Genomic DNA, 21,724 nt, shown 5'->3' on the forward strand with positions numbered 1-21,724 from the left:
ATGCCTGCGCTGGTGCCCCCGCTGCTGGAACTGGAACAGGCGCGGTCACTGCCCGCGGTGGGCGGCGTGCTGCGCGCCGCCGCCTCACCCCTGGGCTACGATCGACTGCTGGTGTTTGCCACCGGGACCGGGCTGGAACGCGACGCGCAGCGCGTGTACTGGATCGAGGGTGACTGGTTCGGCGACGGCAGCGATACCGCACTCGCCCGCTACCTGCATGCCTGCCCGGTCAACCGCCATGTACTGGACAGCAATGCGCCGTTCTTCTGGAGCAAGCGCCAGGGCGTGCGCGGCGAACGCTATCAGGTGGTGAAGCAGCCGCGCGGCGATGGCCTGCATGGGTTGCAGGTGCCGGTGTTCGGCCCGACCGGCCTGGAGGGTGCGGTCAGTTTCGCCGGCACCTCGATTGATGCATCCGCCAGCGCGCGCCTGCTGCTGGAAATGGTCGGAACGTCAGCCTTCCGTGCGGCGCGCCAGCTCGCCGAGGCGCCCGCGGATGTTCGCGCAGGCGCGTTGAGCGCACGCGAACGCGAGGTGCTGCGCTGGGTCGCCGCTGGACGGCGCCAGGCGGAGATCGCGGCCACGCTGGGGCTGTCTGCACGCACGGTGGAGAACCACCTGCGGCGAGCGCGACAACGGCTCGGCGTGGCCACCACCGCGCAGGCGGTGCGCGCGGCAGGCCGCCGTGGCGAGATTGAAGACTGAGCCAGGCAGTACAGATGCTGTCAGGCGTGCCGCGGCGTCAGCGTACCGATGAAATCGACCGGAATGGCGAAGCCTTCCAGCTGCATCCACGGCGTGGGCTCATCCTGCACCGTCAACTCGAAATCGCGGGTCACCAATGCGCAGAACAGCAGCAGCTGCGCGTGGCCGACCGCACTGCCGATGCAGGCCCGCGAGGAAAATCCGAAGGGCACGTAGGCGCCCTTGTTGGCCTGGCGTCGCTCCGGCAACCAGCGATCAGGATCGAAGCTGTCCGGGTTCTGCCAGTACTCCGGCGAATGATGCTGGAAGTAGGACGACAACTCGTATGCCCCGCCCTTGCGGATGCACACGCCCTCGATGTCGATATCGTGCGAGGCCGGACGATGCAGGGCGAACAGTCCCGGCCACAGCCGCAGGGTTTCCTTGACGAAACGCGACGTGCACGGCAGTGACTTGATCGGCAGCGCATACAACTGCTCCAGGCTCAGCGCCGAGGTTTCCTCGCGGATGCGCGCCTGCCAGTGCGGAAATCGATGCATCGCGTACAGCAGGCTGGCCGCCGTGATGCCCGGCAGGCCCGACATGCCGGCCAGCACCATCGACACCAGATAGGCCACGCGGTCCACCCCGACCCGCTGCACCAGCGGCAGCAGGGATTGCAGGAAGTCCTCGCGTGGCACGGTCTGGCGCGCACGACGCCGGATGTGCCGCGACACCGTGCGCGCCGCGCGGCGGGAAAGATGGAAGTCGATGATCCGCCGCCAGAACGAGAAGTTCTGCAGCACGATGGCGTTGTATCGGGTCTTCTGCTCACCGATGAGCGCATCGACGTCGGATCGACTGAGGCCGTCGATCAGCATCGGCAACAGCGACTGCGAGATCGTCCACCAGCTCAGTTCGCTGAGGTCATGCGGCCTGTCCGCGCGCTGGGCAAGGAAGCCATGCATGCGCGTGTAGAGGTCGCGCATGTGGCCGGGACTGGCCAGCCGCCCGGCCTGCTCGCTCAGCAACGCCCGCACCTCGCGCCACGCAACGGGGTCCCTGCCACTGCGCAGCCCAAGAAAATCAATCAGTGAATCCGGTACGGTGTGCTGGTCGGTGTTGGCCTTGTCGATCCTGACCGCCAGGGCCGGATCAAAGATGCCGACAACATCATTGTTGAAGCGCAGTACCGGCCCTTCGCGACGCACGCGTTCGAGCAGGTCGTCGATGGAAACCACTTCCGCATCCGCTGCACGCTCATCCATGCCCTGCCTCCAATGCCAGGGAAGATCATCGACCTTCCCTGGCGATGTCATCGAATACGTGGAGTCCTTCCGGTCAGAAGATATTCCAGTAGCGATACTTGGAACGGATGCACTGCGTGGAATTGTCCGAACGCAGGTTCAGCGACACCTGCAGGGCGCGAATCAATCGTGTCATGGCACAGCTCCTTGTGGTTCCGTTGATGGTTGCTGCGGTGCCGGGTTCAGTGGCCGGCAGCGCCGTTCTAGCACGCAGGCCCGCGCGGGCGGGTCAATGCGCTGTCAAAGGCCCTGCTGAATACGCCGCAGCGACCGGCGGATACCGCCAGCGCGCGCACAGCCATGAACAGGCAATCCGTGCGATGCTCCATGAAACCGTTTTCATGGAATGGAGGGATTCCACGATGTTGTCGCGTTTCCGTCGCCCTGTACTGTCTGCGCTGCTGGCGCTTGCCCTGCCTGCGACCAGCGCCTGGGCCGCAGCCCCCGCGCCGTTGAAGGTGATGTCGTTCAATGTGCGCACCCCGGCCGATACCGAGCCGGGCAAGCGCTGGCCCGACCGTCGCGACGCGATGGTGAAGGTCATCCTCGATGCGCACCCGGCGGTGATCGGCACCCAGGAACTGGTGCAGGAGCAGGCCGAGTACCTGGCAGGACACCTCCCCGGCTACCGCTGGTTCGGCGAGGGCCGCCGCGGCGGCAGCGGCGACGAGCACATGGGCGTGTTCTACGACAGCAAGGTGCTGGCGATCGAGGAATCAGGCAACTTCTGGTTGTCCGATACGCCCGATGTGCCCGGCAGCATCACCTGGGGCAACCTGTATCCGCGCATGGTCACCTGGGCGCTGTTCCGCCGCATCGACGACGGCCGCCGCTTCTACTTCATGAACACCCACCTGCCCTACCGCGACGAAGACGAGCCGCGGCGGGTCAAGGGTGCCGAACTGATCGGCAAGCGCGTAGCCAACCTGCCGGCCGATCTGCCCGTCGTGCTGACCGGCGACTTCAACAGCGAACCCGGCGGCGACACCTACAAGGCATTCACCCGCGTGCTGCAGGACACCCGTACCCAGGTGAAGGCTCCGCAGGGCCCGCGGCTGACCTTCCACGATTTCACCGGCAAGGCCACCGTGCAGCTGGACTGGGTCCTGGTGCGCGGCTTCCATGCGCGCAGCTTCCTGACCGATGACCGCCGCATCGGTGGCGTGCTGCCTTCGGATCATTTCCCGCTGGTGGTCGAACTGGACTGGCCCAGGCACTGAGCAGCCACGGCAGCCGCCGCTACGGCGGTGGCTGCCGCGACAGCAGGCGATACAGCGCCTGATGCTGGTCGCGCGCCTGGCAGATGCGGGCCCCGATCGCCAGGAACACGGCCACGCCGATCAGGCCCAGCCCCAACATCGAATCCTGCAGGCGCAGGAAACCGACCGCCGCCGCCATCGTCGCCAGCACCAGCAGTACCACGACCGCCACTGACAGACCTGCACCCGGTGGACCCGGATCGCCGAACAACATCCGTTGGGTATCCCGCCTTCCATCCGCCATCGCCTGTCCTCCCGAGTGCCTGACCCACTTGTTACACGTCGGGCCGGCATTCCGGCAGAGTCAGAAACGTCACGAAGGTGAAGATGTACGCGGAACGCATCGCGTTACCCTGCCTCCTCCCCCGAACTGCGGAGCAGGACATGGCCCACCAGAGCCGGCTGGCTGGATTCATCATCGACTGCCAGGACCTTCCCTCCGACGCAGGTGCCGGCTTCTGGGCCGCCGCGCTCGGCCTGCAGGCACAGGCGGCGCGTGTCGAAGGGGGCGCCGAGTATGCCGACCTGCTGGGTGCACCGGCGGGCTTGAACGTGGAAGTCCAGCGGGTCGGTCACCCGTCACGGGTGCACCTGGACATCGAGAGCGACGACATCGATGCCGAGGCCGACCGCCTGGAGAAGCTCGGCGCGCGCCGGATAGGCTTCGTCAAACGCTGGTGGGTGATGGAAGCACCGACCGGCCATCGCTTCTGCATCGTGCGCATGCGCGAGCGCGAGGTGCCGGCCAATCAGTGGCCCTGAAAGCAGGAGGGGACGGAAGCCACTGCCTCCGTCCCCTGCGGTTACTGCACCTGCGCCACGCTCGGTTGCTGCGGTGATTGCCCCCAGCCGCCCAGCGCCTTGTACACGCCCACCACGCTGACATTGACTTCGGACTCGGCCGCCGCCAGAGCGTCATCGGCCGCCAGCTGCGTGCGCTGCGCATCCAGCAGGGTCAGGAAGTCTTCCGAGCCTTCGCGATAGCGGATCTGTGCCAGCGATTCGGCACGCCGTGCCGCCTGTGCCTGCTCGACCACGATCGCCAGCCGTGCCTGCTGCTTGGAATAGCGGGTCAGCGCGTTCTCGGTATCTTCCAGCGCCAGCAGCACGGCCTGCTCGTACTGCGCGGCCACGCCTTCGGCTTCAGCCTTGCTGGCACGCAGGCGTGCACGCACGGTACCGAAGTCGAATGCTGCCCAGCTCAGCGACGGGGTCAGCGACCAGGCCTTGTTGTTGCCATTGACCAGGCCACTGGCATCGCCGCCGAGGAACCCGACGAAGCCGGACAGCGACAACCGCGGGAACAGGTCCGCGGTGGCCACGCCCACGCGTGCGGTCGCAGCCGCCAGGCGACGCTCGGCCACGCGCACGTCGGCGCGCTGGCGCAGCAGTTCGCGGGTATCGCCCAGCGGCAGCGCCTTGGCGAAGGCCGGCACGTCGTGCGGCGCGAGCATGTCGGTCAGCACTTCCGGGCGCTGGCCGAGCAGCACGGCCAGTCGGTTGCGCGACTGCGCCTCGGCCACTTCCAGCAACGGGATGTCGGCCTCGATCGCCTTCAGGCGGGCGCGGCTGCTCTGCACATCCAGCTCGCTTCCCGCGCCCAGTTCCCAGCGCGCCTCGGTCAGCTTCTGCGTATCGCGCAGGTTTTCCAGCGTGTGCTGGGCCACCGCGATGCGCTTCTGCGTTCCGCGCAGCTCGAAGTAATTGCGTGCCACTTCGGCGGCGACCAGTACCTGCGCATCGGCCAGGTTGGCCTGCTCGGCACCGAGGTCGGCGCGTGCGGCCTCAGCGGCACGGCGCTTGCGGCCGAACAGATCCAGCTCCCAGCCGGCGTCGAAGCCGAGCTGGTAGCTTTCACTGAACACCCGCTGCCCACCCAGCTGCGGATCGGGTTGCTTGCGGCGGTCGTAGCTGCCGCTAGCGGTGATGTGCGGCGCCTGGTCGAAACGGCTTTCGACGAATACCGCGCGGGCCTGGCTGACGCGGGCCACGGCCACGCGCAGGTCCAGATTGTCCGACAGGGCGCCATGCACCAGCTGTTCCAGCACCGGATCATCGAACTGCGCCCACCAGCTGGCCACCGGCGAAACGGTGCTGAAGACCGGCTGCTGTGCGCTCTGCAGGACCACCGGTTCCTGCACCGGGGCCTTGTAGTTCGGGCCGACGCTGACACAGCCTGCCAGCACCAGGCTGGAGACGGCCATCGCCAACGTGCGGATCACCATGGCAGCACCTCGCCCAGGTAGGTGAAGCTGCCGCTGGCACCGGATTCGCCGATCAGCGCCATCTGCACGCTGGAGCGCGCGCCTTCGGCGATTTCGATTTCGCCGTTGCCGCCGTTCATGTCGGTCTTCACGTAACCCGGATGCACGGTATTGACCTTGATCGGGGTGTTGCGCAGCTCGTAGGCCAGGCTCAGGGTCCAACTGTTCACCGCGGCCTTGGACGCGTTGTAGGCGGGAATCTTGAAGTCGTAGATGCCCGATGAGGGATCCGCGTGCAGGGTCTGCGAGCCGAGCATGCTCGACACGTTGACGATGCGCCCGGACTTGGCCTGCTTGACAAGCGGCAGGAATGCCTGGGTTACTGCGACCAGCGCATACACGTTGGTGTCGAAGGTACGCTTCCAGGTGTCCAGCGACTGCTCCGACGGCGCCTGCGCCGGGTTCTCGATCATGATGCCGGCATTGTTGACCAGGATGTCGAGGCGGCCGTGACGCTGGCGCACCTGCTCCACCGCTTCGGCGATGCTGGCCGCGTCGGTCACGTCCAGTTGCAGGGCTTCGACCGGCAGGCCTTCAGCCTGCAGCTTCAGTGCCAGCTCCACCGCCGTATCGCGCTTGCGACCGGCCAGCAGCGTATGCACACCTGCCTGGGCCAGCTGGCGCACGGTTTCCAGGCCGATGCCACGGGTGGCGCCGGTGACCAGCGCGATCTTGTTCTGATGGGTATTCATGGATGCATGCCTTGTGAGGGGAAAGCCGCCGCCGGCCAGTGACCGGCGGCGACGGGGTTCCATGTCAGTGGTGGATGGTCGGCTCGCCGTGCTGCACCAGCTGGCCACCGCCGTTGCGGGTGACGAACTTGCGCAGGGCCACGTAGAACACCGGGGTGAGGAACAGGCCGAACAGGGTCACGCCCAGCATGCCGGCGAACACGGTGATACCGGTCACCGAGCGCACCTCGGCACCCGCACCATGCGACAGCACCAGCGGCACGGTACCGGCGATGAAGGCGATGGAGGTCATCACGATCGGGCGCAGACGCAGGCGGCAGGCTTCCAGCGCGGCTTCAACGATGCCCTTGCCGCCCATCTCCAGCTCTCTGGCGAATTCGACGATCAGGATCGCGTTCTTGCACGCCAGGCCCATCAGCACCACCAGGCCGACCTGCACGAACACGTTGTTGTCGCCACCGGTCAGCCACACGCCGAACAGCGCGGACAGCAGGGTCATCGGCACGATCAGGATCACCGCCAGCGGCAGCGACCAGCTCTCGTACAGCGCGGCCAGCACCAGGAAGGCCAGCATGATCGCCACCGGGAACACGATGAAGGCCGCCTTGCCCTGGGTCGCCTGCTGGTAGCTCAGGTCGGTCCATTCGGTGGTCATGCCCACCGGCAGCACCTTGCCGGCGATCTCGGTCAGCTTGTTCATCGCCTCGGCCGAGGACAGCAGGCGCGGGTCGGCCTCACCGGCCAGGTCTGCTGCCGGATAGCCATTGAAGCGCAGCACCGGGTCCGGGCCGAAGGTCTGCTTGATGGTGACCATCGAACCGATCGGCACCATCTCGCCGCGGTCGTTGCGGGTACGCAGCTTGCCGATGTCCTCGACCGTCTCGCGGAACGGACCGTCGGCCTGGGCGATCACCTGCCAGGTACGGCCGAACTGGTTGAAGTCGTTGACGTAGGCCGAACCGAGGTAGGTCTGCAAGGTGTCGAACAGCTCGGTGAGCTGCACGCCCTGCGCCTTGGCCTTGACGCGGTCCACTTCGGCATCCAGCTGCGGCACGTTGGCCTGGTAGCTGCTGATCGGGAAGGCCATGCCCGGCGTCTGCGCAACGGTGCCCTGCATTGCCTGCACCGCGTTCTGCAGCGCGCCGTAACCCAGGTTGCCACGGTCCTCGATGAACATCTGGTAGCCGTTGCCGTTGCCCAGGCCGAGGATCGGCGGCGGCATCATCGCGAACGCGAAGCCTTCCTGCAGGCCGGCGATCTTCTGGTTGATCTCGGCATTGATCTGTGCGGCGGTGCGGCCATGGCGCTCGGCGAACGGCTTGAGCGGGATGAACGCCACACCGGTGTTCGGCGTGTTGGTGAACTGCAGCGCGTTCAGACCCGGGAACGAGATGGTGTGGGCCACGCCATCGGTTTCCTGGGCGATCTTGGCGACCTTGCGCAGCATTTCATCGGTGCGCGCGATCGACGAACCTTCCGGCAGCTTCACACCGGCGATCAGGTACAGCTTGTCCTGGGTCGGGATGAAGCCCGGCGGCACCAGCTTGAAGATCACGCCGGTACCGACCAGCAGGATCGCGTAGACCACGAACACCGCGCCACGACGGCCGAGGATGCGGGCTACGCCACGCTCGTACTTCTCCGAGCTGGACTTGAAGAAGCGGTTGAACGGACGGAACACCCAGCCGAACAGGCGGTCGATCAGGCGGCTCGGCGCATCCTTCGGAGCACCATGGGCTTTCAGCAGACGCGCGGCCAGGGCCGGCGACAGGGTCAGCGAGTTGATCGCCGAGATCACCGTGGAGATGGCGATGGTGACTGCGAACTGCTTGTAGAACTGGCCGGTGACGCCGGACAGGAAGGCCATCGGCACAAACACGGCACACAGCACCAGCGCGATCGCCACGATCGGGCCGGACACTTCACGCATGGCCTGGTGGGCCGCAGCGGTGGGTGACAGGCCTTCCTCGATGTTGCGCTCGACGTTCTCCACCACCACGATCGCGTCGTCGACCACGATGCCGATCGCCAGCACCAGGCCGAACAGGCTCAGCGTGTTGATCGAGAAGCCCAGCAGGTACAGCGCGGCGAAGGTACCCACCACCGACACCGGCACCGCGATCAACGGGATGATCGAGGCACGCCAGGTCTGCAGGAACAGGATCACCACCAGCACCACCAGGGCGATGGCTTCCAGCAGCGTGGAGACCACGGCCTTGATCGAGTCGCGCACGAAGATGGTGGTGTCATACACCGCTTCGTACTTCACGTCGGCCGGCATGGTCTTCTGCATCTCGTCCATCGTCGAGATGACCTGGTCACGAATCTCCAGCGCATTCGCACCGGGCGACTGGAAGATACCGATACCGACCGCGTTCTTGCCATCCAGCTGCGAGCGCAGGGTGTAGTCACCGGCACCCAGTTCAAGGCGGGCCACGTCGGCCAGGCGCACGATCTCGCCATCGGTGCCGCTCTTGAGCACGATGTCGCCAAATTCCTTTTCGGTCTTCAGTCGGCCCTGGGCATTGATCAGGGTCAGGAACTGGCTGTTCGGCAACGGTTCGGCACCGAGCTGGCCGGCCGACACCTGCACGTTCTGCTCGCGCATGGCACGCACCACATCGCTGGCGGTCAGGCCACGCGAAGCCACCTTGTCCGGGTCCAGCCAGGCACGCATGGCGTAGTCGCCGCCGCCGAAGATCTGCGCGTCACCCACGCCCGGAATACGCGCCAGCGCATCCTTGACGTGCAGGCGGGCGTAGTTGCGCAGGTACAGGGTGTCGTACTTGCCTTGCGGCGAGGTCAGGTGCACCACCATCAGGAAGGTTGGCGACTGCTTCTGCGTAGTCACGCCCTGCCGGCGCACGTCCTCGGGCAGGCGCGCCTGCGCCTGCGCCACGCGGTTCTGCACCTTCACCGCCGCCGCGTCCGGATCGGTACCCGGGCGGAAGGTGACGGTCATCTGCAGCACGCCGTCCGAGCCGGCAACCGACTTCAGGTACATCATGCCTTCGACGCCGTTGATCGCTTCTTCAAGCGGCGTGGCGACGGTCTCGGCAATGACCTTGGGGTTGGCGCCCGGATACACCGTGCGCACGACCACCGACGGCGGCACCACTTCGGGGTACTCGCTGATCGGCAGGATTGGAATCGTGATCAGGCCTGCGGCGAAGATCACGATCGACAGCACCGCCGCGAAGATCGGCCTGTCGATGAAGAAACGGGAAAAGTCCATGGAGGAATTCCTGGGAAAGGCGTTCGGCGGGCAACAGCCACCCTGCCCCTCGCCGGGATGACGAAGGCAGGGAAGGCTGCCGCTGGCGCCGGCAGCTAAGCGGGGACGCGGATCAGTGGTTCAGTGCGGCAGTCGCATCACGGCCCGGTGCCGGCGGCGCAGCCTGCGGCTGCATCGCCACGGCCTTGGCCTGCACCGGCATGCCCGGCATGAAGACCTTCTGCACGCCGTCGATGATCACCTTGTCGCCGGCGGCAAGGCCGTGCTCGACAATGCGCAGGCCGTCGGCGGTGCGGCCGAGCTGGATGTCGCGGCGCTGGGCCTTGCCATCCTTGTCGACCACGTAGACGTACTTGCGGTCCTGGTCGGTCAGCACGGCCTTGTCATCGATCAGCATGGCCTGGAACTGGCCGCTGCCGAGCAGCTGCACGCGGGCGAACAGGCCCGGCGTGAACTGGCGGTCGGCGTTGTCCAGCAGCGCACGGACGCGGATGGTGCCGGTGCTGCGGGCCACCTGGTTGTCGAGGAAGTCGACCTTGCCCGCATGCGGGTAGCCCTCTTCCCCGGACAGGCCGACCTTCACCGGCAGCGCGCTGTCACGCTCGCTGGGGCGCTCGCCCTTGCGTGCCATCTGTGCATAGCGCAGGAAGGTGCTTTCGTCGGCATCGAAGTAGACGAACACGGTATCCAGCGAGACCAGCGTGGTCAGCACGCTGGCGCTGTCGCCGGCGGTGACCAGGTTGCCGGCGGTGACCATCGCGCGGCCGGCACGGCCATCGATCGGTGCACGCACCTTGGTGAACTCCAGGTTGAGGCGGGCTGCATCCAGAGCCGCCTGCGCGGCCTGCACGGCGGCGCCGGACTGGTCGGCAGCCGCGCGGCGCTGCTCGGCGGTCTCGGTGGAGATCGCCTGCTGCTCGGACAGCCGCTTGGCACGCTCGGACTCGCTGCGGGCCAGCGTGGCCTGGGTGCGGGCGCGGGCCAGCTCGGCGGCCGCGCGATCGTACTCGGCCTGGTAGCTGCGCGCGTCGATGGTGAAGAGCACTTCGCCCTTCTTCACTTCCTGGCCTTCGACATAGTTGACCTTGTCGATGTAGCCGGACACGCGCGGGCGCAGTTCAACGCTCTGCACCGCTTCGACGCGGCCGCTGAACTCGTCCCACTGGCTGACCTGCTTGACCAGCACCGGCGCGGCGCTGACCTGCGGCGGCGGCGGAGCACCGGCCTCTTCGGCATGGCCGCCGCTGCAGGCCGCAAGCACGGCCGCGGCGAGAATCGACACGCCGACCATCGCGATGCGATGGCCGAAACGATGTGGGGTGGTATTGGGGGAAGTCATGGCATGCATCCGTACGGAGGGGTGGTACAGCTATATGAGAACGTGTTGCAAAAATCGGCGGCGCATACTGCGACCTCAACCATGGTCGAGGTCAAGCGATGCCCGCGGTATCGCGCCACAGTGGAGGGACATCCAGGTGCAGCAGGCCGCGCGGCAGTTCGGCATCGCTGCTGTCGCAGCGGACGATGGCGCGGTTGTCGCGGCAGCCGTCCAGCAGGGAGACCACACGACGACCGACCAGCAACGAGCTTGGCCACTCGATGCACGCATTGGCCGCGTTGGCCGGGGTGCACACCGGGCTGCAGACTTCCAGCATCTGCGCGCGCACACCCAGTGCCTGCGCTTCCTGGTGCACCACCTGCGCGTACATGCGCAGCGCGGCGGTGGTGATCGAGGTCTCGCCGTAGCCCGCCCAGGGCTTGGCGTTGGCCGGGCTGCCGATCATCACGTAGCGGCGTGCATGCACGTTGTCCTGCAGCAGCGGCAGCAGGTGACGCACCGCGTGCACGTGCGGCATCAGGTCGGCCTGCATCGCCCCCAACAGCTCATCGCCATTGCGGTCGGTCACCCGGCCGCGACGGTAGGGGCCACCCATTGCGGCGATGACCGCCGCCAGCGGACGGGGGCGCTGCGCGATGCGTTCGGCCAAGGCACGCGCCGAGCCGTCATCGCTGAGCGAGCCCAGCAGCGTCTCCAGGCCGGGCTCGTCGGCGAACTGCTCATGCAGCGCCGCCAGCCGACCCGGGTCGCGGCCAACCACCAGCACCGGGCTGCCGGCTTCCAGCAATGCGCCGACCACGCCCTGGCCGACGGCACCGGTGCCGCCGAGGACCAGGACTTCGGGCGTCAGTATCCCATTCACGGGACATTTCCTCCCAAATCCGGGATAGTCCCGATCCGGCGCAGCCGGTCACCCTTGTGCGGGGCCAGGCGGATGGCACCGCCACGCTGCTGACGCATGGGCGCGGTAAACTCACGAAAGTCCTTGTGTACCAAGGAACTCGGACGGGCTTCGACGGTCATCGCCAGGTCCAGGGTGTTCTGGCCGACATGCCGGAAGCGGGCAAGAATGTTGCGCAGGCTCATGGCGAGGGGGCTCCATTTCACGAATGGCGCCACGATAGACCTCAAACCTTTACTTGATTAGTCCTGATTAAGGGGAATAATCATCCCGCTCCCGGTCCAATCGTTCTGTCACGATTGTCCCATCCCCGACGTCCAGGATCCCCGACCATGTCCCACGATCTCAACGAGACGCTGATCTTCGTCAAGGTGGTCGAGCAAGGCAGTTTCATCGCCGCTGCCAAATCGCTCGGCCTGCCCAAGACCACGGTCAGCCGCAAAGTGCAGGAGCTGGAAACGCGCCTGGGCGCGCGGCTGCTGCACCGGACCACCCGCCGCCTCGGCCTGACCGAAGCCGGCTCGATCTACCACGAGCATTGCCAGCGCATCGCGCGCGAGCTGGAAGAAGCCGAAAGCGCGGTGAGCCAGTTGCAGTCCGGCCCGCGCGGCTGGCTGCGCTTCACCGTGCCCTATTCGATCGGCATCACCTGGATCGCCCCGCTGCTGGGCCAGTTCCATGCGCAGTATCCGGAAATCCGCCTGGACATGCACATGGGCAACGAGAAGCTGGACCTGATTGCCGGCGAAGCGGATCTGGCGCTGCGTGTGGGCGCCCTGCCCGATTCCAACCTGGTCGCGCGCAAGCTGGGCAGCCTGCGCACGCAGGTGTTCGCCAGCCCGGCCTACATCGAGCGCTATGGTGAGCCGCTGCATCCGGAAGAACTGCAGTTCCATCGCATCCTGGCGATGCGCAAGCCGTATCACACTGGCAATTCACCGCGCTTCACCTGGCAGCTGGGCGAGAACGGCGGCGAACTGCGTGACTTCCCGGTCACCCCGCTGATGACCGCCAACGACATGTCTGCGCTGAATGGTGCGCTGGTCTGTGGCGAAGGCCTGCTGCTGACCGGTGATGTGATGGCCAAGCCGTTCGTGGAGTCCGGCATGGTACGGCGCGTGCTGGCCGGCTGGACCGGCCCGGAAGTGGACTTCAACGCCGTGTTCGCCGGTGGCCGCCTGGTCTCGCCGAAGGTGCGGGCGTTCGTCGATTTCCTGGTGGAAAAGCTCAACTTCGACGCCAACTACATGCTGGCGCAGTGCCCGGGTGCGAAGCTGGCACAGCAGCAGAAGGCCCAGGAAGACGCGGCGTTGGAGAGCAGCGGCAAGCGCATCCTGGAGAAGGTCGCCGCCTCGGCGGCGTAACCGGATTTCGTAGAGGCGAGCCATGCTCGACTGCGGTTGGAACCGCGCCGATCAAGGTCGGCATCTACCAGGAGATGAGTTGCGGCATTTCCTTCCCGCTGCGCCGGGCGTCCGGTAGATGCCGACCTTGGTCGGCGCCGTTCGGAGAAGCCGCGAACGGGAACGCTGTCGGTGTGCCGAGCAAGCTCGGCACCCACAAAAATGCCGCCTGCAAGGGCGGCATTTTCGTTCCGGCTGCGTGGCTTTCGGTAGATGCCGACCTTGGTCGGCGCCGTTCGGAGAAGCCGCAACCGGACGCGCTATCGGCGTGCCGAGCAAGCTCGGCACCTACAGAAAATGCCGCCTGCAAGGGCGGCATTTTCGTTCCGGCTGCGTGGCTTTCGGTAGATGCCGACCTTGGTCGGCGCCGTTCGGAGAAGCCGCGAACGGGAATGCTGTCGGCGTGCCGAGCAAGCTCGGCACCCACAAAAATGCCGCCTGTAAGGGCGGCATTTTCGTTCCGGCTGCGTGGCTTTCGGTAGATGCCGACCTTGGTCGGCGCCTTTCGGAGAAGCCTCAACCGGAAGCGCTATCGGCGTGCCGAGCAAGCTCGGCACCTACAGAAAATGCCGCCTGCAAGGGCGGCATTTTCGTTCCGGCCAGGCCGGAACAGCAACAACGCTACGCGTTATTGCTTGAGCGGAATCACGCGGATCTCGACGCGGCGGTTCTTGGCACGGCCGGCATCGGTGCTGTTGTCGGCAATCGGATACGACTTGCCGGCCCCCAGCGTTTCGATGCGCAGGCTCTGCACGCCTTGGCCGATCAGGTACTGCGCGACCGAATCGGCGCGTTCCTTCGACAGACGGTTGTTGACCGCGTCGCTGCCGATGCTGTCGGTGTGGCCCACCACTTCGATCATGGTCTGGTTGTACTCGCGCAGCGTACCGGCCACACCGTTGAGCGAGCCGTAGAACTGCGGCTTCAGGGTGGCCTTGCCGAAGTCGAAGGTGATGCCGTCCGGCAGGTTCAGCATGATGTTGTCGCCCTGGCGCTGCACATCGATGCCGGTGTTGGCAGTGCGCTCGCGCAGCGCGCGTTCCTGGCGATCCTGGTACTGGCCGACGGCGGCGCCGCTGAGCGCACCGATACCGGCACCGATCAGCGCGTGCTGGCGCCGCTCGGTGGCGCTGTCACCGGTCAGCAGGCCGGCAGCCACACCGATGGCGGTACCGATCAGCGCGTTGCGGCCGGTACGGTTCTGCTGTTCGGTCGGGTTGCCGTACTGGTCGCTCTGCACATAGGAGCCGCCGGTGGCGCAGGCCGACAGGACGGCCGCACTCATCAGGGCCAGTGCGACGTTGCGGGTGGTGTTGCGGATCATGTGGTTCTCCTTGTTTTCCGGTCGGGTCGGCGGCTTACGGGCGCAGAGAGAATAAACAGCCCGATGCGATGTCGGGATGATGATCGGTCGCGGCAACAGGGCCGCGTTCAGCTAACTGACTGGAACGCTCAGCCCGCGCTTTACCCAGCCCCCGTCTGCCGGTAGGCGGCCAGCGCAGCATCGCGGCCGGCGGCCAGATCCACCAGCGGCGTACGCGGATAGCCCGGGGCATGCGCCGCCAGCAGCTGCGGGTGCTGCCATGGCGCGAAGCGCGCCTTCACCGGCAACGCCGCCAGTTCGGGCACCCAGCGGCTGATGTAGCGGGCCTGCGGATCGAACTTCTCGGACTGGGTGACCGGGTTGAACACCCGGAAGTACGGGGCCGCGTCGGCGCCGGTGCCTGCCACCCACTGCCAGCCCATCGTGTTGTTGGCCAGGTCGGCATCGACCAGGGTGTCCCAGAACCAACGCGCGCCCTGCAGCCAGTGCGCACGCAGGTGCTTGCACAGGTAGCTGGCAACAATCATCCGTACCCGGTTGTGCATGTAGCCGGTGTGCCACAGCTCGCGCAGGCCCGCATCGACGATCGGCACGCCGGTGTTGCCGCGCTGCCAGTCATGCAGTTGCGCTGCAGTGGGCGTGGCCCAAGGGAAGCGGTCGAAACGCGGATTGAGGTTGTCGGTCGGCGTCTTCGGGAAGTGATGCAACAGGTGGTAGGCGAAATCGCGCCAGCCCAGTTGGCGCAGATAGCCGTCGATGTCGGCGTCAGTGCCGGCACTGCGCAATCTCTCCAGCGCATGCGCGATGCGCCACGGTGCAATCTCGCCGAAATGCAGATGCGGCGACAGCCGCGAGGTGCCGACCCGGTCCGGCAGGTCACGCTGCTCGCGGTAACCGCGCAACGCGCCGTCCTCGAACACGGACAACGCCTCCAGCGCGCCGGCCTCGCCCGGCTGCCAGTGCTCCCAGAAGCCGGAATCCCAGTCCAGCGTGGGCGCCAGCCGCAGCTCGTCCAATGCGAGGCCGTCGACCGAGTGCGCGGTCAGTGCCTTCGGCGCGGCACTCAGCGTCGGCAGGCGCCAATGACTGAGTACGTTGCGCCAGTACGGAGTGAACACCTTGTACGGCTGACCCTGCTGTGTCGCGATGTCCCAGGGCTCGAACAACAGACTGCCATTGCAGCTCTGCGCGTCGATGCCCTGCTCACGCAGCGTGCGCTTGATGGTGGCGTCGCGTGGCTGGGTGGCCGGCTCGTACTTGCGGTTCCAGTACACCGCCTCGGCGCCGGTCTGCCCGATCAGCAACTGCAGGGCCGGCAGGCTGTCACCGCTACGCAGCACCAGCGACGAACCGCGCGTGCGCAGGTCGGCGTCCAAGGCACCCAGTGAACGGTGGCGCCACGCATCGGAGGCCGCGCCAGGCACCCACTCGCCTTCCTCGTGCGGCGCGTGGAGATAGACCGGCACCACGTCGTGACCCGCATCCAGCGCGGCCTGCAGGGCCGGATTGTCCTGCAGCCGCAGATCACGGCGGAACCATACCAACGCTACCGACACATGCACCGCCTTCGATGTGGAAGGCGGACATGATAGCCAGGGGCGGTGAAGGTGATGCGCGCGTCCGGCCACCCACGGCGGGGTGCTAGTGCTTGAACCGCTGCATGGCCTCGCGGATCACTGACCGTGCCTCGGCGGCGTTGCCCCAGCCATTGAGCTGCACCGGGTTGCGCCCGGCCGGCAGGTCCTTGTAGACGCGGAAGAACGCTTCGATCCGCTGCCGTTCGGCCTCCGGCAGGTCCGCCAGGTCGCGGATACTGGCGTAGGTCGGGTCGACCTTGTCGGTCGGCACCCCGATGATCTTCTCGTCGTGCTCGCCGCCATCGATCATCTTCAGGTAACCGATCGGTCGGAAACGCACGATCACGCCCGGATGCAGCGGTTCGCGGGTCAACACCAGTGCATCCAGCGGATCGTTGTCGCCGGCCAGGGTGCGCGGCATCGAGCCGTAGTTGGCCGGATAGGCGACCGGCATCGACTGGAAGCGGTCCACGTGCACCAGGCCGTCTTCCTTGATCTCGTACTTGGTGAAGCTGCCGGCCGGGATCTCCACCGCCAGGTTCACTTCCTGCGGGGCCTGCGCCGGCTGGGCGACCAGGAAGGGATGCAGCACGGTATCGGCGGCGGTTACCGCACTGGCCAGCAACAGCAGGGACGCGCCGATGGCAGCCAATGGAATGATGCGGCGGGGTGTGGTCATCGGCGTCTCCTCATTCCCAGCAGCGGTCGGCGCGACCCTTGGCGGTCTGCGCACGCGGGCAGTCGCGTGGCGTGATGCGGCCTTCGGTCAACTCCGTGCGCTGCTTTCCACCCTTGGCATCACGACGCAATTCGAAGGCATCGTAAAGACGGCCGGTCACGGTGCGTGCTTCATAGCGCAGGTGCTGCGGGTCGATGTTCAGCACCTGGAACAGCTGGGTGTCCTCGGCCACCGGGTCCATCGTCCTGCGCGCTTCGTCGGAAAGGCGGTACTGCTTCGGTCCGGCCACGGTCACCACATACTGCGGCGTCGCGGCCTGCCCTTCGCCACGGCGGCCATAGGTGTGGTCATGGCCCTGCAGCACCAGATCGACGTTGTGGCGGCGTACCACCGGCAGCAGCACGTCACGCAACGCGGCGTTCTCGCGCCCTTCGCGCGGCGAGTAGAACGGCTGGTGCAGCAGCACGATGGTCCACGCCTGCCGATTGCCGGTCAGCACCTTGTCCAGCCACTGTGCCTGCGCCTTGGCGGTGCCGAGGTCGAGTGCCGATGTGCCATCGACCACGGCCACGCGCACGCCCTGCGCATCGAACCAGTAGCTGGTCTGCTGCGCGGCGGTGGCGCCATTGCCCGGCAGCGCGAACGTCACCGGCCAGTGGCGGCCCAGCACGCGGCGCTCCTGCGGGGTGTCCTCGAATTCCTCGAAGTACTCGTGGTTGCCGATGGCCGGCGCCACCAGCGTTTCCTGCGCCAGCCAACTGGTCGCAGCGAACCACTCACCCCACTCGCTGTCATCCATGTTGTCGCCACCGCTGACCAGGTCGCCGGCAAACAGACTCATGCGCGCCTGCGGCGCGGCCTTCTGCGCGGCGCGCACCACGCGGCTGACATGGCTGACGTTCTTGTTCTGGGTATCGCCGAAGTACAGCAGGGTCAGCGGCTGATCGGCGCTGGCCAGCGTGCGCAGCTGGTTCCAGGCGCTCCAGCTGCCATTGCCCTGCACACGGTAGACGTACTGGGTATCCGGCTGCAGGCCATCGATATCTGCCCGATGGTGGTGCGACAGACCGTTCTCGGTCTGCAGCGCGCGGGTCGTCGCACGCACCTGGCGGATGCCTTCAATGGCCGGCGAATCCGCGGCCAGCGCGATTTCCAGCAGCGGCGCCTGCACGCTGTCGTCGGTACGCCAGGCCACGGCGAACCCATGGCTGGAATCAACCGCCGGCGAGGCGACGATGCGGTCCGGCACCGTCGTCGCCGCGTAGTGGCGGCTACCTGCCGGCACCTGGGTATTCGGTTCGGCCGCCGCGAACGACAGCGACGGCAGCGCCAGCAGCAGGCCCAGCGCCAGCGCGCGCATTACGCACTGCCCGCTCATGCGCCACACTCCAGCGGCAACGCCAGCTGCTTGGTGATGCTCTCCCAATCGAAGGCCACCACGCCCTGGTCGTCATGTACTGCATACAGCGCACCGTGTGGGAAGCGCGCGCTGGGCTGCTGCATCATCCAGATGCCATCGGTGTTGGCCACGGTATTGCCCTGGAACGCGCCGACCGGCTTCAGCGTGTGCCGGTCGAACAGGTGGAACACGCTGCGCTGCTTGCCCTGTTCGGTGGTGATCCACCAGCCGTCCTTGCCGCAGGTGCGCAGGGTCACGCCTTCGGCCTGGGCCTTGAACACGTCACGGCCAAAGGTGGTGCCAGTGAAGCGGCCCGCCAGGGTGTAGACCTTGAACTCACTGGCGTAGCGCTCGTCCTCTTCGGCAATCAGCAGCCGGTCGTTCTCGGGGTCGCCCCAGATCGACTCGACCACACGCAGTGCACCGGCCTCGGTGGTATCGCCGATGCTGGCCACCAGCTTCGCCTCGACCTTCGCGCCGTCGCGGGTCACATGGTACTGGCGCACGCGCTTGTCCAGCTCGGCCAGCGGCGGCAGGATGTCACGCCCCTGCGCATCCTCGCCGTTGTCCCAGGAATCGGTGACGTAGACGCTGTAGCCATCGGCACGGCGGTCGACCCACAGACCGTACGGCTTGCGCAGGTCGTCCGAAGCGAAGGTCGCCAGCGGCGCGAAGTCCGGCAGGCTCAGCACCTGCACGCGGTGATTGTCGCGCTCGACGATCCACAGCAGGTCGTCGGTCACCGCGATGCCGTTTGGGCGGTCGAACTGCCCCGGTGCGGTGCCGCTGCTGCCGACGTCACGCAGGTGCTGGCCGGTGCTGCCGTCGTAGACCACCAGCTTGTCGGTGGCCTTGGCGGTGGCGATCAGCCACAGCGCGCCGTCCGGCGCGCGCCAGGCCGCCGGCGAGTCGATGTTGTCGGCCGGGGTCATCGGTGACAGGAACGCTTCGGCGATGGTGCTCACCACGCGCTCGCCATTGGCGGCCGGCGCGGCCGCTCCCGCAACCGGATCGTTGCCGGTGGCCGGCGTGCAGCCGGCGACCAGCGTAGCCGCCAGCGCGGCGGCCAGGACAGTGACGCCACGCCCCATCACAGCGCCACCTTCAGGCCCAGCGCATAGGTGCGGCCGTACTCTTCCATCTGCAGGGTGCGCGAGCGGGTGCCCTGGTACAGCTCCAGCGGCTTGTCCAGCAGGTTCTGCGCTTCGAAGTACATGCTCACGCGCGGGGTGAACTTGTAGTCCAGCGAGAAATCGAGCTGGGTGTTGGGTGCCACGTAGATGTCGAATGCACGCCCCTTGCCGATGCTGTCCAAATACTCGCTGCGGTACACGGCCGCCAGACGCGTGCTTACACCGTACTTTTCATAGCCGATGTGTGCGCTGTAGACATGCTTGGAAGCGCGCGGCAGGGTGAAGCCCTCGCCCTCACGTCCCTTGATGCCGGCATCGAACGTGGTGTCCAGCCAGGTGCCACTGGCACCGACCAGCAGGCCATCCAGGCCCTCCGGCAGGAAGGCCAGCTGCTGCTGCCAGTTGAACTCCGCGCCACGCACGGTGGCCTTGCGACCATTGATCGGCTGGGTCACGTCGAATCCACCGTAGGCCGGATCATTGGTCCGCACGGTCTCCACGATGTAGCCATCGATCGACTTGTGGAACAGTCCCAGCGAAACGATGCCGCTGCTGCCGATGTACTTCTCCACCGACAGGTCGATGTTCTTCGACTCGTACGGATCCAGTTCGGGGTTGCCCAGGCGCACTTCCTCGTCACCGCGGCTGTAACCCACGCGCGGCGAGACGTCGCCGAAGGACGGGCGCGATACGGTCTTGTTGGCCGAGGCGCGCAGCACCCAGTCATCGGCCGCGTCATAGCGCAGATGCAGGCCCGGCAGCACGTTGGTGTAGCTGCTGTTGGCCACGCGCGGGGTGACGGTGAAGCTGCGGCCGTTGGCGGCCACGTCCACCTGGTTGCCGACTGCCTTGAAGCGGGTGTTCTCCACGCGCACGCCGCCGATGATGCGCAGCGCGCCCACATCCCAGGTACCCATGGCATAGCTGGCGAAGATGTCCTCGCTGGCCACGTAATCCTCTTCCAGCGACGTCATCGCATTGCCGCCGACATCCTGCGGGCGGGCGCTGTACTGGCCACCATTGGCGGCCCAGAACGCGCGCATCGCAGCCGAGTCCATGCCATCCCCCATGTTGCCGTGGCGATGCTCCGGCGAAGAGGTGGTCCAGCTCGACAGCACCACCTTCGGGCCGACGCGCAGTTCGCGCTCATCGACATTCACGTCGCGGTCGCGCCAGCGGCCGAGCAGGCCGAACTTGATGCTGCTGCTGTCGCCGTCGAAGCGCACGTTGACCTGCGCGCTGTGTTCCTTGTCGTTCACCTGCTTGGGCGAAAGCACGACGCGGTCGAACGCGTAGTTGCCGTTGTCCAGCCACTGCGGGTTGTCGAAGCTGTAGCTGGGCAGGCGGCTGCGCTGGTCCAGGGTGCCATTGAAGGCCTTGCCGTTGAGCTTGAAGCGCGCCTCCATCTCGTCGTTCACGCGCTCTTCGGTACGGGTGTAGCCGATCCGGTAATCGACCACGGCGTTGGTCAGCTTGTTCTCGCCACCTAGACTGGCCGCGAAGGTGTTTTCCTTCTTGGTGCGGTAGCGCATGCGCTTGTCGATCGAATCCTTCGGCATGCCATCGAGGCGATACTGGTCGGTGCCGGTCTTGACCATCTTCGCGTCGTCGAAGTTGAAGATCACGCGCTGGCGGGTCTCCGCATCGTCGAACTGGCTGTACAGCGTGCGCAGGTAGTACGTGCTGTCTTCGTTGGGGCGCCAGTCGAGGTTGAGGTTGGCACCGATGCGCTTGCGCTCGATCTCGTACTTGCGGTGCTGCAGGTTGATCGCGGTCACGTCACCGGGGGCGGCATCGTCCTCGCCGTCATATTCCACTTCGGTGTTGTCCGACTCGAACTTCCGCTTCTGGTAGTTCACGCCCAGCGCCACGCCGAACGTGTCGTTGAACACTTCGCTGTAGTTGAAGGCGGCCTTGGGGCTGGTCTCGCCGGACAGCTGCTGGTGGCTGCCCTCGATCTTGCCGCGCAGGCTGCGGCCGTCGCGGTCGAAGGCCGACGCCGATTCGACCAGCACGGCGCCGCCGATGGCATCACCGGGCATGTCCGGGGTCGGCGACTTGACCACGCGCAGGCGCTCGGTGGAGTCCGATGGGATCACGTCCAGCGGCGCGGCGCGGCTGGAATCTTCCGGCGTACCGATGGCGATGCCATCCACGCTGACGCTGTTGAGATTGGCATCCAGGCCGCGAATGACCACGAAGCGGCCTTCGCCCTGGTCGCGGGTCACGCTGACGCCCGGCAGGCGCTGCAGTGATTCGGCCACGTTCTTGTCCGGATACTGGCCCAGGGCATCGGAGGACACCGCGTCCTCGATGGCGTCGCTGCTGCGCTTGAGGTCGACCGCGCGGATCTGCGATTCGAGCTGGGCGCGCACTTCGATACGGTCCAGGTCGACCGCGTCGGCCGCCACGGCGCCGGTAGCGGCTACCGCCTGTTGCCCGGCAGCCTGCAGCGGTGCCGCGGCCCCCATCGCCAGGGTCAGGGTGATGGCAACGGCCAACGGAGTCTTGATATGCACTGGGAATCC

Annotated in this window: 18 protein-coding genes; 4 read left to right on the top strand and 14 right to left on the bottom strand. The window is 66.6% G+C overall.

Annotated features, from left to right (window positions below; translation table 11 throughout):
• Positions 1–705 (top strand): PA1136 family autoinducer-binding transcriptional regulator, encoded by a 705-nt coding sequence (locus VG556_RS19445; RefSeq protein ID WP_049404684.1) that lies wholly within the window; start codon positions 1–3, stop codon positions 703–705.
• Between the two features lie 20 nt (positions 706–725).
• Here VG556_RS19445 and VG556_RS19450 read toward each other — a convergent pair whose 3' ends face one another.
• The gene (locus tag VG556_RS19450) at positions 726–1,952 is read right to left on the bottom strand and encodes a cytochrome P450 (protein ID WP_049404686.1); all 1,227 of its coding nucleotides are present in this window, start codon (positions 1,950–1,952) and stop codon (positions 726–728) included.
• Between the two features lie 401 nt (positions 1,953–2,353).
• Here VG556_RS19450 and VG556_RS19455 point away from each other — a divergent pair, with 401 nt between their 5' ends.
• On the top strand, positions 2,354–3,211 hold the full coding sequence (locus VG556_RS19455) for an endonuclease/exonuclease/phosphatase family protein (protein WP_032959133.1): 858 nt from the start codon (positions 2,354–2,356) through the stop codon (positions 3,209–3,211).
• Positions 3,212–3,230: 19 nt separating this feature from the next.
• Here VG556_RS19455 and VG556_RS19460 read toward each other — a convergent pair whose 3' ends face one another.
• On the bottom strand, positions 3,231–3,494 hold the full coding sequence (locus VG556_RS19460) for a hypothetical protein (RefSeq protein WP_032959134.1): 264 nt from the start codon (positions 3,492–3,494) through the stop codon (positions 3,231–3,233).
• Positions 3,495–3,634: 140 nt separating this feature from the next.
• On the opposite strand from VG556_RS19460, the gene VG556_RS19465 reads away from it, so the two are divergent.
• Positions 3,635–4,012, top strand: a complete 378-nt coding sequence (locus VG556_RS19465) for a VOC family protein (protein WP_100449811.1) — start codon at positions 3,635–3,637, stop codon at positions 4,010–4,012.
• A 41-nt stretch (positions 4,013–4,053) separates the two neighbouring features.
• On the opposite strand, the gene VG556_RS19470 is transcribed toward VG556_RS19465, so the two are convergent.
• The 6 genes from VG556_RS19470 to VG556_RS19495 all read right to left on the bottom strand — a co-directional run bounded on the left by VG556_RS19470 (position 4,054) and on the right by VG556_RS19495 (position 11,866).
• A complete protein-coding gene (locus VG556_RS19470; RefSeq protein WP_111144252.1) occupies positions 4,054–5,475 on the bottom strand; it encodes an efflux transporter outer membrane subunit in 1,422 nt (473 codons plus the stop codon).
• Positions 5,469–6,206, bottom strand: a complete 738-nt coding sequence (locus VG556_RS19475) for an SDR family oxidoreductase (RefSeq protein WP_014646789.1) — start codon at positions 6,204–6,206, stop codon at positions 5,469–5,471. The genes VG556_RS19470 and VG556_RS19475 overlap by 7 nt, the downstream gene beginning before the upstream one ends.
• A 64-nt stretch (positions 6,207–6,270) precedes the next feature.
• On the bottom strand, positions 6,271–9,441 hold the full coding sequence (locus VG556_RS19480; protein WP_053495139.1) for an efflux RND transporter permease subunit: 3,171 nt from the start codon (positions 9,439–9,441) through the stop codon (positions 6,271–6,273).
• A 112-nt stretch (positions 9,442–9,553) separates the two neighbouring features.
• The gene (locus VG556_RS19485; RefSeq protein ID WP_069117195.1) at positions 9,554–10,780 is read right to left on the bottom strand and encodes an efflux RND transporter periplasmic adaptor subunit; all 1,227 of its coding nucleotides are present in this window, start codon (positions 10,778–10,780) and stop codon (positions 9,554–9,556) included.
• A gap of 91 nt (positions 10,781–10,871) precedes the next feature.
• A complete protein-coding gene (locus tag VG556_RS19490; RefSeq protein ID WP_014646786.1) occupies positions 10,872–11,642 on the bottom strand; it encodes an SDR family NAD(P)-dependent oxidoreductase in 771 nt (256 codons plus the stop codon).
• Positions 11,639–11,866 (bottom strand): hypothetical protein, encoded by a 228-nt coding sequence (locus tag VG556_RS19495; protein ID WP_041863314.1) that lies wholly within the window; start codon positions 11,864–11,866, stop codon positions 11,639–11,641. Before VG556_RS19495 ends, VG556_RS19490 begins: the two co-directional genes overlap by 4 nt.
• 147 nt (positions 11,867–12,013) lie before the next feature.
• Between VG556_RS19495 and VG556_RS19500 the strand changes: the two genes are divergently transcribed.
• On the top strand, positions 12,014–13,045 hold the full coding sequence (locus tag VG556_RS19500) for a LysR family transcriptional regulator (RefSeq protein WP_005416157.1): 1,032 nt from the start codon (positions 12,014–12,016) through the stop codon (positions 13,043–13,045).
• 667 nt (positions 13,046–13,712) lie between these two features.
• Here VG556_RS19500 and VG556_RS19505 read toward each other — a convergent pair.
• From VG556_RS19505 to VG556_RS19530, 6 genes are all read right to left on the bottom strand, one after another.
• On the bottom strand, positions 13,713–14,408 hold the full coding sequence (locus VG556_RS19505; protein ID WP_100449810.1) for an OmpA family protein: 696 nt from the start codon (positions 14,406–14,408) through the stop codon (positions 13,713–13,715).
• Between the two features lie 140 nt (positions 14,409–14,548).
• On the bottom strand, positions 14,549–15,964 hold the full coding sequence (locus tag VG556_RS19510) for a cryptochrome/photolyase family protein (protein WP_100449809.1): 1,416 nt from the start codon (positions 15,962–15,964) through the stop codon (positions 14,549–14,551).
• 85 nt (positions 15,965–16,049) lie between these two features.
• Positions 16,050–16,664, bottom strand: coding sequence for an inorganic diphosphatase (locus tag VG556_RS19515; RefSeq protein ID WP_100449808.1), 615 nt, complete (start codon positions 16,662–16,664; stop codon positions 16,050–16,052).
• Between the two features lie 10 nt (positions 16,665–16,674).
• Positions 16,675–18,042 carry a purple acid phosphatase family protein gene (locus tag VG556_RS19520; RefSeq protein WP_053496001.1) on the bottom strand — a complete coding sequence of 456 codons (1,368 nt, stop codon included), beginning with the start codon at positions 18,040–18,042 and terminating at the stop codon, positions 16,675–16,677.
• On the bottom strand, positions 18,039–19,154 hold the full coding sequence (locus tag VG556_RS19525) for a phytase (RefSeq protein ID WP_100449807.1): 1,116 nt from the start codon (positions 19,152–19,154) through the stop codon (positions 18,039–18,041). The genes VG556_RS19520 and VG556_RS19525 overlap by 4 nt, the downstream gene beginning before the upstream one ends.
• Positions 19,154–21,667 (bottom strand): TonB-dependent receptor, encoded by a 2,514-nt coding sequence (locus tag VG556_RS19530; protein ID WP_278254529.1) that lies wholly within the window; start codon positions 21,665–21,667, stop codon positions 19,154–19,156. The genes VG556_RS19525 and VG556_RS19530 overlap by 1 nt, the downstream gene beginning before the upstream one ends.
• Between the last annotated feature and the right edge of the window lie 57 nt (positions 21,668–21,724).

The sequence above is a fragment of the Stenotrophomonas sp. CASM106 genome (genome assembly GCF_049384825.1).
GTDB classification, from domain to species: domain Bacteria; phylum Pseudomonadota; class Gammaproteobacteria; order Xanthomonadales; family Xanthomonadaceae; genus Stenotrophomonas; species Stenotrophomonas muris.

Excerpts from the sequence above, each read along its gene's own strand:
- VG556_RS19530 (WP_278254529.1), bottom strand. The coding sequence starts at position 21,667 with ATGGGGGCCGCGGCACCGCTGCAGGCTGCCGGGCAACAGGCGGTAGCC.
- VG556_RS19460 (WP_032959134.1), bottom strand. The coding sequence starts at position 3,494 with ATGGCGGATGGAAGGCGGGATACCCAACGGATGTTGTTCGGCGATCCG.
- VG556_RS19495 (WP_041863314.1), bottom strand. The coding sequence starts at position 11,866 with ATGAGCCTGCGCAACATTCTTGCCCGCTTCCGGCATGTCGGCCAGAAC.
- VG556_RS19450 (WP_049404686.1), bottom strand. The coding sequence starts at position 1,952 with ATGGATGAGCGTGCAGCGGATGCGGAAGTGGTTTCCATCGACGACCTG.
- VG556_RS19520 (WP_053496001.1), bottom strand. The coding sequence starts at position 18,042 with ATGAGCGGGCAGTGCGTAATGCGCGCGCTGGCGCTGGGCCTGCTGCTG.
- VG556_RS19500 (WP_005416157.1), top strand. The coding sequence starts at position 12,014 with ATGTCCCACGATCTCAACGAGACGCTGATCTTCGTCAAGGTGGTCGAG.
- VG556_RS19515 (WP_100449808.1), bottom strand. The coding sequence starts at position 16,664 with ATGACCACACCCCGCCGCATCATTCCATTGGCTGCCATCGGCGCGTCC.
- VG556_RS19480 (WP_053495139.1), bottom strand. The coding sequence starts at position 9,441 with ATGGACTTTTCCCGTTTCTTCATCGACAGGCCGATCTTCGCGGCGGTG.
- VG556_RS19475 (WP_014646789.1), bottom strand. The coding sequence starts at position 6,206 with ATGAATACCCATCAGAACAAGATCGCGCTGGTCACCGGCGCCACCCGT.
- VG556_RS19485 (WP_069117195.1), bottom strand. The coding sequence starts at position 10,780 with ATGACTTCCCCCAATACCACCCCACATCGTTTCGGCCATCGCATCGCG.
- VG556_RS19525 (WP_100449807.1), bottom strand. The coding sequence starts at position 19,154 with ATGGGGCGTGGCGTCACTGTCCTGGCCGCCGCGCTGGCGGCTACGCTG.
- VG556_RS19470 (WP_111144252.1), bottom strand. The coding sequence starts at position 5,475 with ATGGTGATCCGCACGTTGGCGATGGCCGTCTCCAGCCTGGTGCTGGCA.
- VG556_RS19505 (WP_100449810.1), bottom strand. The coding sequence starts at position 14,408 with ATGATCCGCAACACCACCCGCAACGTCGCACTGGCCCTGATGAGTGCG.
- VG556_RS19455 (WP_032959133.1), top strand. The coding sequence starts at position 2,354 with ATGTTGTCGCGTTTCCGTCGCCCTGTACTGTCTGCGCTGCTGGCGCTT.
- VG556_RS19465 (WP_100449811.1), top strand. The coding sequence starts at position 3,635 with ATGGCCCACCAGAGCCGGCTGGCTGGATTCATCATCGACTGCCAGGAC.
- VG556_RS19445 (WP_049404684.1), top strand. The coding sequence starts at position 1 with ATGCCTGCGCTGGTGCCCCCGCTGCTGGAACTGGAACAGGCGCGGTCA.